This is a genomic window from Nocardia implantans (genome assembly GCF_035544775.1).
Taxonomy (GTDB): domain Bacteria; phylum Actinomycetota; class Actinomycetes; order Mycobacteriales; family Mycobacteriaceae; genus Nocardia; species Nocardia implantans.
In genome coordinates this window covers 1-16,134 of the sequence record NZ_JAYKYQ010000016.1, presented here as the reverse complement: position 1 = coordinate 16,134, position 16,134 = coordinate 1, and the positions used below count along the sequence as shown (strand labels likewise).

The following is a 16,134-nucleotide window of genomic DNA, read 5'->3' as shown; positions in this document are numbered from 1 at the left end:
GCTTTACACCTCGAGATCGGCGCGCACGACCTTGCCGGTCGCGTTGCGCGGGAGTGCGGTGGTGGTGAGCCGCCAGCGGGCGGGCACTTTGTAGTAGGCGAGGCGCTCGGCGGTGAACGCCCGCAGCTCCTCTTCGCTGGTCGCCGTGGCGCTTTCGACCACGACCAAGGCGGCGACCTGCTGTCCGAGGTCGGCGTCGGGCACCCCCAGCACCGCGCATTCCCGCACCGCCGGATGCTCTTCCAGGCACTGCTCGATCTCCGTGGGATAGACGTTCTCCCCGCCGCGCAGAATGAGATCCGAACGGCGCCCGGACAAGCGCAGCCTGCCGTCCTCCAGCACACCGATGTCACCGGTGCGCAACCAGCGGTCGGCGGTGATCGCCGCCGCGGTCGCGGCCTCGTCCTGCCAGTACCCCAGCATCACGTAGGGGCTGCGCACCCAGATCTCGCCCTCGGCGCCGTCGGGGAGGGTGTTGCCCGCGCTGTCGCGGATCTCCAGCGTGACCCCGACCACCGGGCGGCCGACGGTGTCCGGGTACGCCGCCAGCTCGGCCGGGCTCGCCAGCGTCGCGGCCGTGCTGCACTCGGTGAGCCCGTAGCTGGTCACCAGCGCGTTTCGGGCGACGGGCAGCTGATCGCGCAATTTCTGTTGCAGCGCGGCCGACGACGGCGCGGAGTTCAGGGAGAAGGCGGCCAGCGAGGACAAGTCGTAGCCGGACAGGTCCAGTTCGAGCATCCTGGTCGCCATGGTGGGCATGGCGCCCCAGTTGGTGACCCGTTGCGCCTCGATCAGCCGCAGCACCCGGTCGGCGTCGAACGATCCCTGGTGGATCACCGCCGCGTCGCCGGTGACCAGCCGGGGCACCACCAGGTTGTGCAGGCTGGCGATGTGGAACAGCGGCGAGGTGAGCAGGAAACGCCGCCCGCTGGGCAGTTCGGCCGCCCCGGTGAGCGCGGCGGCCAGCGCGTCGTTGAAAGCGTGATAGTCGGTGACCGCCACCAGGTTCCGATGCGAGTGCACCGCGCCCTTGGGTCGTCCGCTGGTGCCGCTGGTGTACAGGATCACCGCCGGATCGTCCTCGTCGATGTCGGCGTCGGGCAGCTCGGCGGTGCGGTATTCGGTCAAGAGCGCGGGTACGTCGTGCTCCATGGTGAGCACCGGGACCCGAAGGTCCAGCTCCGCCACCAGCGCCGCGCGTTTCGCGTCGACGACGAGCACCGTGGGGCTGGTGTGTTCGACGCCGTAGGCGACCTCGCGCGGCGCCCACCACGCGTTGTAGCCCACCGCGATCGCGCCGAGCGCCTGGGCCGCCCAGAACGTGAGCACCCACTCGGGCGTGTTCGCGGCGAGAATGCCCACCCGGTCGCCCTTGCGAACGCCGAAGCGGTCGCGCAGGGCCGTGGCCAGCGCGGCGACCGCGGCGGCGTGCTCGGTGAACGACATCGTCCGGTCCGCGGTGACCAGGTAGTCCCGATCACCGTGCGCGGCCGCGGCGACCAGCACTTCCCGCAGCGAGGACTTGCGATGGCGCACCACCGGCATCGGTGCGCCGAGCACGTCCTCGACCACCATCTCGAATCGACCGCCGGGTCCGGTGAGCCTGCTCGCGGCCTGCGCCGCGAACGCCTGCTGGTCGATGGCCTTTGTCATATCGGATACTTCCTCGTCACTGCGCAGGGATGATTCGTCACGGCTCGGGGACCAGCACCGCGCGCCCGGTGACCAGCCCGCGCTCCAGCCGGTCGAGGGCGGCGCGTGCTTCGGCGAGTGGGTAGCGCTCCACCTCGGCGCGCAGTTCGCCCGCCGCGGCCAGCGCCACGGAGTCGATCAGGTCGGATCTGGTGCCGCCGTAGGACTTGCGCACCGTGGCGCCCCACGGCCAGCCCGTGCCGGTGGCGGGGGCCGCCGTGATCTCCGGCGCGCCGCCGCCGAGGCCGACCATGCGGTAGGCCCCGTTGGGCGCTACCGATTCCACCGCCAGGCGCGCGGTCGCGTCGACGCCGACGAAGTCGAACACCGCGTCCGCGCCCCGCCCCTCGGTCCGCGCGAGAATCTCGCTCGCGGTGCCGTCGCTCGCGATGAGTCCTTCCGCCGCACCGCAGCGCGCGGCGAGCTCCAGCTTCTCGGCGCTCACGTCCACGGCCAGCACCCTCGCCGCGGTGGTAGCGGTCAGGATCTGCACCGCGAGGTGGCCGAGCCCGCCGATCCCGACGACCACCGCCACCGACCCGGGCCCCAGCCGATCACGAGCGTCGCGGATGGCGTGATAGCTCGACAGCGCGGCGTCGGCCAGCGGAGCGGCCTCGGCGAAGTCGAGGTCACCGATCGGCACGAACGAACTGGCAGGCACCCGCACGTAGTCGGCCATCCCGCCGTCCGGTCCGAGCCCGGGGCACGGTGGCATGGCGGTGCGTCCCGCGGCCAGGCACACGTTCTCGTTGCCTGCGGCGCACTCCCGGCAGACGCCGCACGACCAGCACAGATACACGATGCCGCGCTCGCCGGGCCTGCGGCCGTCCACTCCCTCGCCGACGGCTTCGATGGTTCCCGCGATCTCGTGGCCGAGGGTCAACGGCTCCTCGCGCATCCGGAAGGGGATGTGCAGCACGTGCAGATCCGAATGGCAGATTCCCGCGGCGCCCACGCGCAGCAACAGATCGGTGGGACCGATCCGCGGTATCGGCACCTCGCGCAGTTCCAGCACACCCGGCTCGGTGAGCTGGAGCGCCCGCATCATCCGCGCACCGCCGCGAACGTCGCGCGCAGATAGGCGTCGGCGCGGTCGGAGCCGATCAGACCCGGCGCCATCCGGTTCATGGCATAGGCGAACGTGGTGCGGTGCTCGAGGTCGTTGACCACCATCGCGCCTCCGTACCCGGCCCACCAGCACACCCGGCCGTCGGGCACTTCCGGGGCGGTCTGCCGCTGCGGCAGACCGTAACCGATGCCGAACCGCAGCGGCGTCAGAAGCGCCAGATCCACACCGTCGGACTGCTGTTGGAAGATCAACTCGATCGTCCGCTCCGACAGCAGCCGCCGCCCGTCGAGTTCGCCGCCGCAAGACACCAGCGATTGCACCCGCGCCACCGATCTGGCGTTGCCGTGGCCGTTCACCGCGCCGATCTCGGCTTGGCGCCACTCGGCGCTGGCCGTCGCGGCGATGTCCAGCAGCGGGCTGGTGAGCGTCTTGACCAGCACGCTGTCCTGGTCGAGCGCGGCCAGGTCGAATTCCGGCACCTCCGGCGGAATCAAGGTCGCGATCCGCCCGTGGTGTTCGGGCGCGGTGCCGATGTGGAAGTCGGCGCCCAGTGGCCCGGCCAGTTCCTCGGCGAAGAACTCGCCCAGCGACCGGCCGGTGACGCGGCGGATCACCGCGCCGATCAGGTGGCCGTAGGCCAGCGCGTGATAGCCCGACGCGGTGCCCGGCTCCCACCACGGCGGCTGGCTCGCGAGGCGGGCGGCCGACGCTTCGGTGTCGTAGATGTCGGCCAGCTCGATCGGCGGCTGCCATCCGGAGACGCCGGAGGTGTGCGCGAGCAGATGGCGAATCTCGATGCCGTCCTTGCCGTTCGCCGCGAACTCCGGCCAGTACCTGGCCACCTTCGCGTGCACGTCCAGTTCGCCGCGCTCGACCAGGAGCAGAGCGCTCAGCGCGGTCATGGTCTTGGTGATGGAGAAGACGTTGACCAAGGTGTCCTCGGTCCACGGCGCGGCGCGTTCCGGGTCGCGGTGGCCGCCCCAGAGGTCGACGACCGTTTCGCCGTCGACCGTGACGCAGATCGACGCGCCCAGCTCGTCGCCGGAGGCGAGCCGGTTCTCCAGTTCCGTGCGCACGCGCGCGAATCGTTCGGCGCAGAATCCCGAGGTGGCGGTGCCCGTGGTGGTGGTCATCGCCGCCTCACACATGTTCGGGCGTGCGAGCGGGAACGGGCAGCGCGTTCCCCGCGGCGGCGGCGCGTTTGGCTCCGCGTGCCAGCTCCCGTCGCAGGTCGCGCACGTACGGTTCGAATTCGATCTGGATGGTGTGCCGTGGCGAGTCGTAGTAACGGCCCGACCTGGCCGATTCCGCCGACCGCATGGCCGCCCGCATCTCCTGCGCCGACGGCAGGTGGTAGCGGCCGGTCAGGTAGGCGGCGACCAGCTTGCTCTGCTGCTCGGCGAAGTTCACCAGCGTGGGCAGCGGCTGGGCCAGACCGAGGAAGAACAGATTGTCGATGCCGGGCTTCACCATCTGCTTGAACAGCGGGAAACGGTTGTCGGCGTCGGGCAGCAGTTCCGGATCGGAGAAGAACGGGAAGCTGATGCGGTAACCGGTGGCGCAGACGATCACGTCCACCTCCTCGGCGCTGCCGTCGGCGAAGCGCACCCGCGCGCCCTCCAGGGCGGTGATCGCGGGCTTGAACGTGATGTCGCCGCAGCCGGCGCGGTGCAGGAACTCCTCGCTCGCCGACGGATGCGCCTCGAACGGGAGATGGTCGGGCTCGGGCAGGCCGTAGTCCTCCATGTTGCCCCGGAACTTGCGCACGAAACGCTGCTTGAGCTTGAGACCCAGCTTCGGCGGCATCCACCGCGGCATCGAGCGCTTGTCGCCCACCTTGCCGTTGACGTACTTCGGCAGCACCCAGACCCCGCGCCGGGCGGAGACGTAGAGCTTCGCGGCGATGAACCGTTGCGACAGCTCGGAGGCGATGTCGAGGCCCGAGTTGCCCATGCCGACCACGACGACGCGTTTGCCGCGCATGTCGACCGGGTCGAACGGGTCGTTGTAGGCGTGGCTGTGCAGCAGCGTGCCGTCGAATTCGCCCGGATAGTCCGGGACGCGGGGGTCCCAGTGGTGTCCGTTGCAGACGATGAGCGCGTCGTAGTCCTTGGTGCTCCCGTCGCTGGTGGTGATCACCCAGCGGCCGTCCGCGTCGCGCTCGGCGGCGGTCACCTTCGTGTTGAACACGATCCGATCGCGGATGCCGAAATGGTCGACGTAGTCGCGGAAGTACTGGAACAGCTGCGAATGGTGGGGGAAGTCCGGCCACTCCTCGGGCGCAGGATAGTCCTCGAAAGCCAAGCGGAACTTGGACGTGTCGATGTGCAGGCTCTGGTAGCAGGCCGACATGCCGTTGGGGTTCTTGAAGTACCAATTGCCCCCGACTTCGTCGGAAGCCTCGTAGCAGTCGAACGGGATGCCGTGGTCGTTCAGGCGCTTGGCGGCGGTGATCCCGGACGGGCCCGCCCCGATCACGCAGACGCGGGGGAGTGCGGTTGACGTCATTCACTGTCCTCGTGCTGGAGGCCGTCGTCGGTGACGGCCGAACCGTCCGGCGCGGCTCGCGCGCCGGAGTGACGTAGGCAACAAAATAACAGTCGGTAGACAGTACGTCTAGTGAGTGACGCACTGTCCATCGAGATCGTTCGCGCGTAGACTCGGTCGGCGCAGCCGCACGTCGAGCCCTCTTTTCAACGGATATGAGGTACCTGTCCACCATGCGTACGAACGCGAGCACGAATCTGCGGGACGAGCAGAAGCAGCAGACCAGGGCCCGGCTGATGGAGGGCGCCAAGGAGCTGTTCGCCACCCGTGGCTACGCGGCCGTGCGGGTGGACGACATCGCCGCCGCGGTCGGCTGCAGCCGCGCCACCTTCTACTTGCACTTCGCCGGGAAACAGGAGATCTTGCGCGCGATCGCCGAGCAGGGCACCGTGCCCACCGTGCTGCACTTCTATCAGGATCTCGACCGGGTGCTCGAGACCGGTTCGCGCGCCGAGTTCTCCGGATGGATGACCCGCGCCATCGAGTGGTTCCACGAATACAAGGACCTGTTGCCCGCCTGGGACGAAGCGACCGCGCTGGAGCCGGAGTTCCGCGAGATCGCCCGCACCGGGATCCTCGCGTTGCCCAATGCGATGACCGCCTACCTCGCCGGGTGGCCCGACGACCGGCGCGACGAGGCGCGGCTGCGCGTGGAATTGCTGGTCGCGCAACTGGAACGATTCTTCACGCGATGGGCGATGCAGGGCACCATCGATGTCTCGGTGGACCAAGCCGTCGAAGTGCTCACCGACATCTGGTTTCCCGCGCTGCGCGCGCCGACGACGGCGAGCTGAACCGAGCGCGGGCCGACCGCGTATGTTGCCCATCGTTCGCTGAGAGCTCGAACATTGGCGTGGACGGGCCGTATTCGATGGTGGCCCGCGAATGTGTCGGCGTCGTGCGGCATCATCTGTGCACGCAGCCAACCACGAATCGCTCGGAGTTACCCATGCCGTCCCCACGAACCAAGCCGCAGCCCTTGTCCGACAGCGAGATTCAACAGATCGCCGCGGAGATCGCCGGCGGCCGACCGCCCATGGTGTGGTTCACCGCCGCCGCGGTCGGCGTGCCGGAGGGGCGCTCGGGCAAGGTGATCTCGCTCGGCGACCCTGCCGACGGTGACTTCTTGCAGGTCCGGCCGACCGGATCGAAGGATGTACTGTCCTTCTCTCCCACCGAGGTGACCTTGACCAAGCCGCCGCGAGGGGCGGCGGGCGCCACCGCCCAGCCGAAGCAGTCAACCAGGAAGGAATCCCCTGTGACCCAGTCGTCGACCACGACGAGCGCCACGACCGAGCCCGCGCCGCCGAGCGCGCCCGCGCCGTCGGCCGCCCCGAAGCCGGCGCAGGCGGCCGCGGAAGCGAGCCGAGCCGACAGCGCGGCCAAGCAGGCCCCGGCGCCGAAACCCGCCAAGGCGGCCGCCGCCCGCAAGGCCAAGGCGCCCGAGGTCACCGTGACGCTCACCGGCACTTCCGACGGCGAGTGGTCGATCGACGTGGTCAGCGGCAAGAAGCGCACCCTGCGCGGCCTGCCGGTGGCCGGTTCGGCGGTGGCGCAGGCGGCGAAGATCCTGCATCCGGAGGTCGCCGAAGTGGTCGCGGGCGTCCTGGAGGCGTTGCGCGGGGTGCAGGAGGCCAAGGTGCAGCAGTTACAGGCCGAGCTCGAGGAGGCCAAGCGCCTGCTGGACGAGCTGAGCGACTGAATCACACGGCGGGAGTGGCGGATCGGGCGGCCGTGCGCCAGATCCGGCGCTCGGTGCCGGGTGGTGTGCGCCGCATGTCGTCGTGGAACGCGTAACCGAGCGAGTGCTGCTTCGCGTGGTACATGGCCGCGTCCGCCTCCCGGAGCAGGCCGTGCATGTCGGTGTCCGAGCTGCGCGGACCGACGCACGCCACGCCGACGCTCGCCGTGATCGGTATCTCCCCTGCGCTGAGCCCGAACGGCCGGACGAACGCGCCGAGCAGCCGTTCGGCCAGCACGGCGGCCTCCGGCCGGGACAGCCGGGCGAGGACGACGAATTCGTCGCCGCCGTAGCGGGTCACCACGTCCTCGTGGCGCGCCACCCGCCGGATCCGGCCGGCCGCCGTCGCGATGAGCTCGTCGCCGACGGCGTGCCCGTAGCTGTCGTTGACCCGCTTGAAGCCGTCGAGATCGATGAACAGCAGCGAGATCGGTTGCTCCGCCCACTGTTCGCCGCGCTGCCGCAGCGCGCGCAGCAGCGCGGCCCGGTTCAGCAATCCGGTGAGTATGTCGTGGTCGGCCTGGTACTGCGCGCGCCGCTCGCTGCGGGCGCTGCGCACGATCGCGCGTTCGCTGCGCACCAGCATGCCGATCAGCAACAGCGCGAACAGCGACGACACCACCACGCGGTCCAGCGGACGCAGGCTCGACCCGACCACCGGCACCAGCGAGGCCACGATCAGCGCGATCGCGATGAGGCTGGCGCGCTGCCTGGAGTGGTGCGGATGGATGCGCCGCGGCGCGCCGAGCGAGGTCATGGTGGGGTGCAGCGCCGCGACACCGACGGTGGCGTAGGCGGCGAGCAGGGGAGCGAGCAGCACTCCGCGCCCGAGCGCGGTCGCGCCCGCCGTCTCCAAGCTGTAGCCCAGGTCGCCGAGCAGCACCGCCACGAGTCCGGCGTGCAGCAGCCACAGCGAGGTCTCCGCGCGCGTGGAGGTCGCCATCGAGTGCGCCACCAGGGTGAGCAGCAGCGCGTCGAGCACCGGATAGGTCGCCGCCACCAGCGCGTCCGGACCGGTCGTTGTGGCCTGCAGGATCGGGGAGATGAGGAAGGTCCAGGAGGCGAGCAGCGCGCCGAGCCCGATCAGGGCCGAGTCCAGCAGCAGGTCGTAGTCGCCGTGCACGTGGCGCGGCAACAACCAGATCAGCGCGGCGAGCCCGACGCCGAGGTAGCCGAGCAAGGTGAACGCGTCGTCGAGCGGGTGTACCGCGTGGTCGCAGACGTCGCGCAGCGTGGTGCCGGTGGCGAACAGCACCGCCGAGCCGGACAGCAGATACCACGGCAACGGGTGCGCCGGCCGGTGGGTGCGCACGCCGACGGCGATCATGGCGAGGGTCTCGCCGACGATGACCGCCATCGTCACGAACGCCGCGACCTGCGAGTCCAGTGCCAGATAGACCGCGATCGCGGCCCCGCTTCCCCCGAGAAGCGCCGCGTACCAACCCGTTCCGATGCTGCGCCGACAGCTGGTCTGTGGCGGTTCGCTGGGTGTCATCAGCCCCCCTTGGTCGCTCCATCCCCGGTGCACCGGGCCGCGTAATAGATCTGGAATCCTCCACCGCGACTTCGACGTTCGCCTGTTCGCCGAGCACCGCCCGGATGCTGTCGGCGAACGAGAACCGAGTGTTGTTGTACGAGCAGATGTCCCAACCGACCGCGGCGCGCTCGGCAACCAATATCTGGACAACTGATTTGATCATGGCACGGAATGCGGCCCCTTGGCGGGCACTTGACGCAACAAGGGGGAATCCCGCGTAGTAGTTCGCGTCCCGGGTTCGGGAGAGCGGGCCGCGAAATGGTCCGGGCCGATCCACGGCACGGTTAGGGTGCGGCCTCACGCGCGCTGCGACCGATCGGCCGCCAGCAGCCAGCCCCATCGCCGCGCAGTTCTCCGGCCGCACCGCGACCCTGACCCCGCACCGACGAACACGAGTGGCACACCACTGCGGCCGGCGTCGCCGCGCCCGGTATGTCCGCCAGGCCGGCGCAGAGGGGGATGGCGACTGCGGGTGGGCGGCACGAACGCCTTCCGCAGCCCAGCGGGTCGAGAGCGGAGTCGGCGCGGCGTGTCTCGTACCCTGGCAGCGATCGGGACAGCGAGGAGCGAGCGTGCGGACATGGGTGGCGCCGGGGCGGGTCAACATCATCGGTGAGCACACCGACTACAACGACGGCTACGTCCTGCCCATCGCGTTGCCGCTGGTGGTGCGGTGCGCGGCGGCGGGGCGCACGGACGGGTTGGTGCGGGTCGGCTCGCGGCAGCGGCCCGGCGAGCCGGTGCACGTCGCGGTGTCCGACCTCGACGGCGCGCGGGCCAGGGTGCCGGGATGGGCGCGCTACCCGCTCGGCGTGGTCGCCGAGTTCATCCGGCGCGGGCACGGGGTCCCCGGCGTGGACCTCGACGTGGACGGCGCGGTGCCGATCGGCGCGGGACTGTCGTCCTCGGCGGCGCTGTCCTGCGCGGTGGCGATCGCGCTGCGTGATCTGTTCGCACCGGAGCTGACCGACCGCAGGCTGATCGACGTGGCCCGCGCCGCCGAGAACGACTACGTCGGCGCGCCGACCGGCTTGCTCGACCAATCGGCCGCGATGCTGTGCACCGCGGGGCACGCGCTGTTGCTGGACATGCGGGCGTTCGCCGCCGACATCGACGCCCCACGCTGCGCCGAGCAGATTCCCTTCGACCTCGGCGCTTGCGGGCTGGAACTGCTCGTGATCGATACCGGCCAACCGCACGAACTGGCCGACGGCCGCTACGCAGAGCGCCGCGCGGAATGCGCGGCGGCGGCCGAGGCGCTCGGCGTAGGCGCTTTGCGTGAGGTGGCCGCGGCCGCGGACACCACCCGGATCGCCGACGACGTGCTGCGCCGCCGCGCCAGGCACGTGGTGACGGAGAACGCCAGGGTGCTCGCGGTTGCCGAAAAGTTGCGCGCGGGCGTGGACCCCCGTGGCATCGGCCCGCTGCTCACCGCGGGACACGCCTCGCTCCGGGACGACTTCGAGGTGTCCACACCGGCGCTGGACACGGCGGTCGAGGCCGCGCTCGCGGCCGGGGCGCATGGCGCGCGCATGGTCGGCGGCGGGTTCGGCGGCAGCGTCATCGCGCTCGTCGACCGGGACCGCACCGAGGCGGTGGCCGAGTCGGTGCGGCGGCGTTTCGCCGACGCGGATCTGTCCGGCCCGCGGACCTTCGCGGTGGCCCCGGCCGACGGAGCCCACCGGGTCGCCTGAGCGACCGGCCGGATTTGTGCGCGAATGTGCCACGCCGGTCGGGCATGATCGCGCAGAGTGGTGTCTGCCGACACCATTCGGCGGGCGACGATGAGGTCGCGCGCGCCGGGCTCGACCAGCACGGCGCAGCTCTCGCACGACGAACGACCTCGCTCGCCGCCCCGGTTTCACCGCCAGGAGGAACGCTGTGCCGCTCGTCGATTCGTCCGTTCTCGCCGCCGTGCCCGGCCCGCACCCGGCCGCATCGCCACCGTCCCTGGTAGCCGCCGAGACCCTCCGCCTGGACGCGCAGCCTGTGGATTACGCGCTGGTGGCGCTGTATTTCGTGTTCGTGCTCGGCATCGGCTTGCTGGCCAGGCAGCGGGTGTCCTCGAGCATCGACTTCTTCCTGTCCGGGCGTTCGCTGCCGGCGTGGGTGACCGGCCTGGCGTTCATCTCCGCCAATCTCGGCGCCGTGGAGATCATGGGCATGTCCGCCAACGGCGCGGAATACGGGTTCCCGACCTTCCACTACTTCTGGATCGGGGCAGTGCCCGCCATGCTGTTCCTCGGCGTGGTGATGATGCCGTTCTACTACGGCTCCAAGGTGCGCAGCGTGCCCGAATTCATGCGCCGCCGGTTCGGCACCGGTGCGCACCTGGTGAACGCGCTGAGTTTCGCCATCGCGCAGATCCTCATCGCCGGGGTCAACCTGTATCTGCTCGGCTCCATCGTGAACGTGCTGCTGGGCTGGCCGCTGTGGGTGTCGGTGATCGTGGCCGCGGTGATCGTGCTGTCCTACATCACCCTGGGCGGACTGTCGGCCGCGATCTACAACGAGGTGCTCCAGTTCTTCGTCATCGTGGCCGCGCTGTTGCCGCTGACTCTGGTCGGGTTGCACCGCGTCGGCGGCTGGAGCGGTCTGCAGGACAAGGTGACCGCGTCACCGGGAGGGGCGGCGCAGTGGGAGTCGTGGCCGGGTAACGCGCTGAGCGGATTCTCCAACGATTTCCTGTCCATTCTCGGCATCGTGTTCGGCCTCGGGTTCGTGCTGTCGTTCGGGTACTGGACCACGAACTTCGTCGAGGTGCAGCGCGCGATGGCGACGCACTCGATCTCGGCGGCGCGGCGCACCCCGATCATCGGGGCGTACCCGAAGATGTTCATCCCGCTGATCGTGGTGATCCCGGGCATGATCAGCGCGGTGCTGGTGCCGCAGATGGCGGAGTACAAGGCGGCGGTGACCGCGAATCCGGACTTCGAGAGCGACACCACCTACAACCAGGCGCTGCTGTACCTGATGAAGGATGTGCTGCCCAACGGGCTGCTCGGGGTGGGGCTGGCCGGTCTGCTCGCGGCGTTCATGGCGGGCATGGCGGCCAACGTCTCGGCGTTCAACACCGTCTTCAGCTACGACCTGTGGCAGCAGTACGTGCGGCGCGACCGCCCGGACGGCTACTACCTGCGCGTGGGCAGGCTGGCCACCATCGGCGCGACCGTGGCCGCGATCTTCACCGCGTTCATCGCCTCCGGGTTCAGCAACATGATGGACTACCTGCAAACCCTGTTCAGCTTCTTCAACGCGCCGCTGTTCGCCACGTTCATCCTCGGCATGTTCTGGAAACGGATGACGCCGACGGCGGGCTGGATGGGGCTGGTCTGCGGAACCGCTTCCGCCATCGTCGTTTTCATCCTGCACGAGACGAAGGTCTTCGAGCTGTCCGGCCAGGGGGCGAGCTTCGTAGCCGCCGGTGCCGCGTTCGTGGTCGACATCGTGGTCAGCGTCGTGGTCACCCAGGTGACCCTGCCGAAACCGGCGGCGGAGCTGATCGGGCTGGTGTACTCGGAGACGCCGAAGGAAGTGCGCACCGACCCGGAGGCAGGCACGCTGCCCTGGTATCAGCGCCCGGTCCTGCTCGCGGGCATCGCGCTCGTGCTCGTCATCGCGCTCAACATCCTCGTCGGATAAGGAACCATCGCAATGCTTTTCGATATCCGCACCATCGTCGGTGGCTTGCTCGGCTGCTACGCGATCGTTCTCGTCGTCACCGGACTGGTCCACGACACCGCCGCCGAGCAGGCCAAGACCGGCGGAGTGAACGTGAACCTCTGGGCCGGGCTCGGCATGGGCGTGGTGGCGGTGGCCTTCGTGGCCTGGGCCTTGCTGCGCCCGGTCCAGGTGCCGCCGGAATCGCGCCCGGCGGACGCGGAGGAGGAGCGCGACTCGGCCTGACACGACGATGCCCCCTGGGAAGACCCAGGGGGCACCGTTGTCGTACGGGTCAGACGCCCGGAGTGCCGGTTCCGCCGGGCCAGGTGCCCGTTCCACCGGCGCCGGTTCCGCCGGCACCGGGAGTGCCGGTTCCGCCGACGCCAGGCATGCCGGTTCCGCCCACACCTGGCGTACCGGTCGTGCCCGGGCGGGGAGCGGCGCCGCGCTCCGTGGCGGTGCTCCCGGCATCGGGACGCGGAATGTCACCGCGCCACGCGCCGGTCTCCCGGCCCTGATGCTCGATGAAGTGCTTGAAGCGCTCCAGGTCACCGTTCACCCGGTGCTTGAGCACACCGAGCTTGTCGGCGACGTTCTCCACGAAGCCTTCGGGATCGACGTCCATCTGCGCGGTCACCCTGGTGTGGGTGTCGTCGAGCCGATGGAACGTGACGACGCCAGCGTGCTTGGGCCCGCTGTCGGACTTCCAGGCGACGCGTTCGTCGGGATGCTGCTCGGTGATGGTGGCGTCGAACTCCCGCGTCGACGGGCCGACATGGACACGCCAGTGCATATGCCGGTCATCGATCTGCTGTACCGCTTCGACACCCTCCATGAACTGCGGAAACGACTCGAACTGCGTCCACTGGTTGTAGGCGGTGCGAACCGGGACCTCGACGTCCACCGTGGCGGCCATTGTGCTCACTTGCTACCCCTTTCCTCGCCTGCCCGCGTCATTCGCGGACGGGCGTCTCTCGGTTGACAAGCGCTCCCTTGTGGGGCGACTCGGGACATTGGTCGCTTACCCGAGGGGTTCGGGCGCAAACAGGCGACGGTTGGGCCACCCGCGCTCTGAAGGGCCGGTCGACGCGCGGGCACGGATCATGGTCGGCCGTATTTGCGCTGGTAGCGACGCTGAAATCCGGACCGATGAGTCACGCGCACCGGAAACTGGCGGAAACGCGAATTCGCCGATGATCACGCCGAACCGGGTGATGTGACCACGGCGCGCCGTGAAATCCGTCACCGTAACCCGTTGCGCCGAAGCGGCATTCGACACCGGTACCGAAACCGCGCGTCGTGCGATGCCCGTCTCGGCATCGCTCATCGTCCGATGCGCCGGCGACGCGTGGCGGCTGTGAACGGCATCTTTCGCGCACCCGCGGCAGCGGATGCGAGGACCACCCGAAACGTGCGAGGGCACCCGAGAACGCGGAGCGGGATCCTGGCCTCTGCGGCGGTGACGCATTCGTCATGGCGACCGCACGAGACCATCGACCAGAGGACCCCCAGCCTCGAGGAACCGGCATGCTCTGGAGCGTGGCCCCCATGACCTCCTTCGACGGCCACATGTACGAATGCGTCACCGCCCTCCCTGCCCGACTACGGGCGTCCGGCCTGGCCGGATCGACTAGGGTGGAGCTATCTGCTCGCGAGCGGGTCGGGATGCGAGCGAGGCCGTTAGCCAGACAAGTGGTCACGGGACGGCACTATGGATGACGCGACAGTTGATGGCGGGGGCACCGCCCGGGGGCCGGAGTCGGCCGAGGTGTTCGGGCGCTATCGGCTGTTGTCGCTGCTGGGTCAGGGCGGCATGGGCCAGGTGTGGCGGGCGCACGATTCGCTGACCAACCGGGTGGTGGCGCTGAAGGTGCTGCCCGAGCGCTTCGCCGATGACGAGCAGTTGCGCGAGCGGTTCCGCCGGGAGTGCCGCGCGGTGGCGCAGTTGACCGAGCCGCATGTGATCCCCATCCACGACTTCGGCGACATCGATGGTCGGCTCTATCTGAATATGCGCTTGATCGAGGGCACCGACCTGCGCACGCTGATCACGCGCGAAGGCCCCTTGGCGCCGCGGCGGGCAGTGGCGATCATCGCCCAGGTGGCCGGTGCGCTGCAGGCGGCCCACGACGCCGGGCTGGTCCACCGGGACGTCAAACCCACGAACATCCTGCTGGGGGCCGATGAATTCGCCTCCTTGATCGACTTCGGCATCGCGCACGCCGCCGACGACCGCACGCTGACCGCGACCGGCGAGACCATCGGCACCGTCGCCTACATGGCGCCGGAGGAGATCGGCGCGGAGGTCAAGGCCGATGCCAGGGTGGACGTGTACGCGTTGACGTGCGTGCTGTACGAGTGCCTGACCGGTCGGCCGCCGTTCGCGAGCGATTTCGGAATGCAAGGGGTGATCGCCCATCACCTGCACACCCCGCCGCCGCGCCCCAGCGCCACCACACCTGATGTACCGGCTGCGTTCGATGCGGTCATCGCCAAGGGGATGGCCAAAGACCCCGGCGATCGCTACCAGACCGTGCGTGAACTGGCCGCGGCGGCCCGCGCCGCGGTGGACGATTCCTCGGCCGGCGTCACCGTGGGCGTGCCTGCGCGCCAGGGGCGGCGGTTCGGATTGTCGCCCAAGACCGCCGGGGCGCTGGCCGCCGCGGTTGCGGTCGCGGTGGTGGCCGCCGTAGCCGTCGTCCTCGGTGTCCAACGGGAATCGGGCGGAGGTGGCAGTTCACCCACGCTTATCGCCCCGGGCTACTCGTCACAGACTGCGTTGCCGTTCACCGGCATCAGCCTGCCCACCGGTGTGGCGGTCGACCCGGCGGGCAACGTGTACGTCACCGACATGGATAGCGATCGGGTGCTGAAATTGGCGGCGGGCGCGTCGGCTCCGACCCCGCTGCCGATCACGGGCTTGAAGAATCCGCAGGATGTGGCGGTCGACCAAGCGGGCAACGTCTACGTCAGCGACACGAGTAACGATCGGGTGCTGAAATTGGCGGCGGGTGCGCCTACGCCGACCCCGCTGCCGATCACCGGCCTGAAGGACCCCCATGGTGTGGCCGTCGACAAGGCGGGAGACGTGTACGTCGCCGACCGGGGCAACGATCGGGTGCTGAAATTGCCGGCGGGCGCGTCGGCTCCGACGACGCTGCCGTTGACGGGGCTCCAAGGCCCCGATGGTGTGGCGGTCGACCCGGCGGGCAACGTCTACGTCACCGAACTGGGTACCGAGCAGGTGCGGATGTTGGCGGCGGGCGCGCCGGCGCCGACCATGTTGCCGTTCACCGGGCTCAAAGATCCCCAGGGCTTGGCGGTCGACGCGGCGGGCGATGTGTACGTCGTGGACTGGGGTAACAAATGGGTGGTGAGGTTGGCGGCGGGCGCGTCGACGCCGACCCCCTTACCGTTCACCGGCCTGAAGAATCCTCAGGGTGTGGCGGTCGACTCGGCGGGCAACATCTACATCACCGATCTGGGCCACGATCCGGTGGTGAAACTCTCGGTCGGCTGAACTGTCCTACCTTCCACCGTCCCGGCGAGGTAGGCGCAGGAGCCGCCATGCCGGACCTGGACACCCTCGCCGCACGAAGGCGGACCAGGCCCGGTGGAAACGCCCTCGGCACCTGGCTGCTGAGTCAGGGTCTTCACCGGTCGCGCGGCCGTCTTCCTCACGCAGGCCTGCTACCGCCGCTACCGGCTGCCACCAAGGCGGCGGCGCCCGGCCAGGACCGACGCCGAGGACAGGTGCAGTTCAGCGGCAGCAGTTGGGGTCCAGCACCACACACAGCGCCGCCAGGGCATCGCGGCGGGCGCGGTGGAAGGTGTTCATACCGCGCCGTTCGGATTCCACGAGCCCGGCCTTGCGCAACTGGCCGA

Annotated in this window: 12 protein-coding genes and 2 pseudogenes; 6 read left to right on the top strand and 8 right to left on the bottom strand. The window is 69.7% G+C overall.

Features of this window, described 5'->3' with window-relative positions; translation table 11 throughout:
• Positions 1–3: 3 nt before the first annotated feature.
• Genes casG through U3653_RS29220 form a run of 4 tightly spaced genes read right to left on the bottom strand, consistent with a single transcriptional unit; the run spans position 4 to position 5,269 of the window.
• A complete protein-coding gene (gene casG, locus U3653_RS29235) occupies positions 4–1,653 on the bottom strand; it encodes a steroid-24-oyl-CoA synthetase (RefSeq protein ID WP_195081885.1) in 1,650 nt (549 codons plus the stop codon).
• Between the two features lie 37 nt (positions 1,654–1,690).
• Positions 1,691–2,737, bottom strand: a complete 1,047-nt coding sequence (locus tag U3653_RS29230; protein WP_195082128.1) for an NAD(P)-dependent alcohol dehydrogenase — start codon at positions 2,735–2,737, stop codon at positions 1,691–1,693.
• Positions 2,737–3,894, bottom strand: coding sequence for a serine hydrolase domain-containing protein (locus U3653_RS29225; RefSeq protein WP_195081884.1), 1,158 nt, complete (start codon positions 3,892–3,894; stop codon positions 2,737–2,739). The genes U3653_RS29230 and U3653_RS29225 overlap by 1 nt, the downstream gene beginning before the upstream one ends.
• 7 nt (positions 3,895–3,901) lie before the next feature.
• On the bottom strand, positions 3,902–5,269 hold the full coding sequence (locus U3653_RS29220) for a flavin-containing monooxygenase (protein ID WP_195081883.1): 1,368 nt from the start codon (positions 5,267–5,269) through the stop codon (positions 3,902–3,904).
• A gap of 212 nt (positions 5,270–5,481) precedes the next feature.
• Between U3653_RS29220 and U3653_RS29215 the strand changes: the two genes are divergently transcribed.
• Positions 5,482–6,102, top strand: coding sequence for a TetR/AcrR family transcriptional regulator (locus U3653_RS29215; protein ID WP_195081882.1), 621 nt, complete (start codon positions 5,482–5,484; stop codon positions 6,100–6,102).
• 155 nt (positions 6,103–6,257) lie between these two features.
• Positions 6,258–7,010 carry a DUF6319 family protein gene (locus tag U3653_RS29210; RefSeq protein ID WP_195081881.1) on the top strand — a complete coding sequence of 251 codons (753 nt, stop codon included), beginning with the start codon at positions 6,258–6,260 and terminating at the stop codon, positions 7,008–7,010.
• Position 7,011: 1 nt separating this feature from the next.
• Here the strand turns inward: U3653_RS29210 and U3653_RS29205 are convergent, their stop codons facing one another.
• Complete coding sequence (locus U3653_RS29205; RefSeq protein WP_195081880.1) at positions 7,012–8,544, bottom strand: diguanylate cyclase domain-containing protein; 1,533 nt, start codon at positions 8,542–8,544, stop codon at positions 7,012–7,014.
• 614 nt (positions 8,545–9,158) lie between these two features.
• Here U3653_RS29205 and galK point away from each other — a divergent pair.
• From galK to U3653_RS29190, 3 genes are all read left to right on the top strand, one after another.
• Positions 9,159–10,280 (top strand): galactokinase, encoded by a 1,122-nt coding sequence (gene galK / locus U3653_RS29200; RefSeq protein ID WP_195081879.1) that lies wholly within the window; start codon positions 9,159–9,161, stop codon positions 10,278–10,280.
• A 256-nt stretch (positions 10,281–10,536) separates the two neighbouring features.
• Positions 10,537–12,228 (top strand): sodium:solute symporter family protein, encoded by a 1,692-nt coding sequence (locus tag U3653_RS29195; protein ID WP_195082127.1) that lies wholly within the window; start codon positions 10,537–10,539, stop codon positions 12,226–12,228.
• Positions 12,229–12,240: 12 nt separating this feature from the next.
• The gene (locus U3653_RS29190) at positions 12,241–12,492 is read left to right on the top strand and encodes a hypothetical protein (protein ID WP_195081878.1); all 252 of its coding nucleotides are present in this window, start codon (positions 12,241–12,243) and stop codon (positions 12,490–12,492) included.
• Positions 12,493–12,718: 226 nt separating this feature from the next.
• On the opposite strand, the pseudogene U3653_RS29185 reads toward U3653_RS29190, so the two are convergent.
• Together U3653_RS29185 and U3653_RS29180 are read right to left on the bottom strand one after the other, a co-directional pair.
• Positions 12,719–13,174: pseudogene (locus tag U3653_RS29185) on the bottom strand (SRPBCC family protein); the annotation flags it as partial.
• Positions 13,175–13,270: 96 nt separating this feature from the next.
• Positions 13,271–13,576, bottom strand: a complete 306-nt coding sequence (locus U3653_RS29180) for a hypothetical protein (protein ID WP_195081876.1) — start codon at positions 13,574–13,576, stop codon at positions 13,271–13,273.
• A gap of 384 nt (positions 13,577–13,960) precedes the next feature.
• On the opposite strand from U3653_RS29180, the gene U3653_RS29175 reads away from it, so the two are divergent.
• Entirely contained in the window at positions 13,961–15,769 is a 1,809-nt protein-coding gene (locus U3653_RS29175; protein WP_195081875.1) for a serine/threonine-protein kinase PknD, read from the top strand.
• A gap of 240 nt (positions 15,770–16,009) precedes the next feature.
• Here the strand turns inward: U3653_RS29175 and U3653_RS29170 are convergent.
• A pseudogene (locus U3653_RS29170) lies at positions 16,010–16,134 on the bottom strand (Rv2640c family ArsR-like transcriptional regulator); the annotation flags it as partial.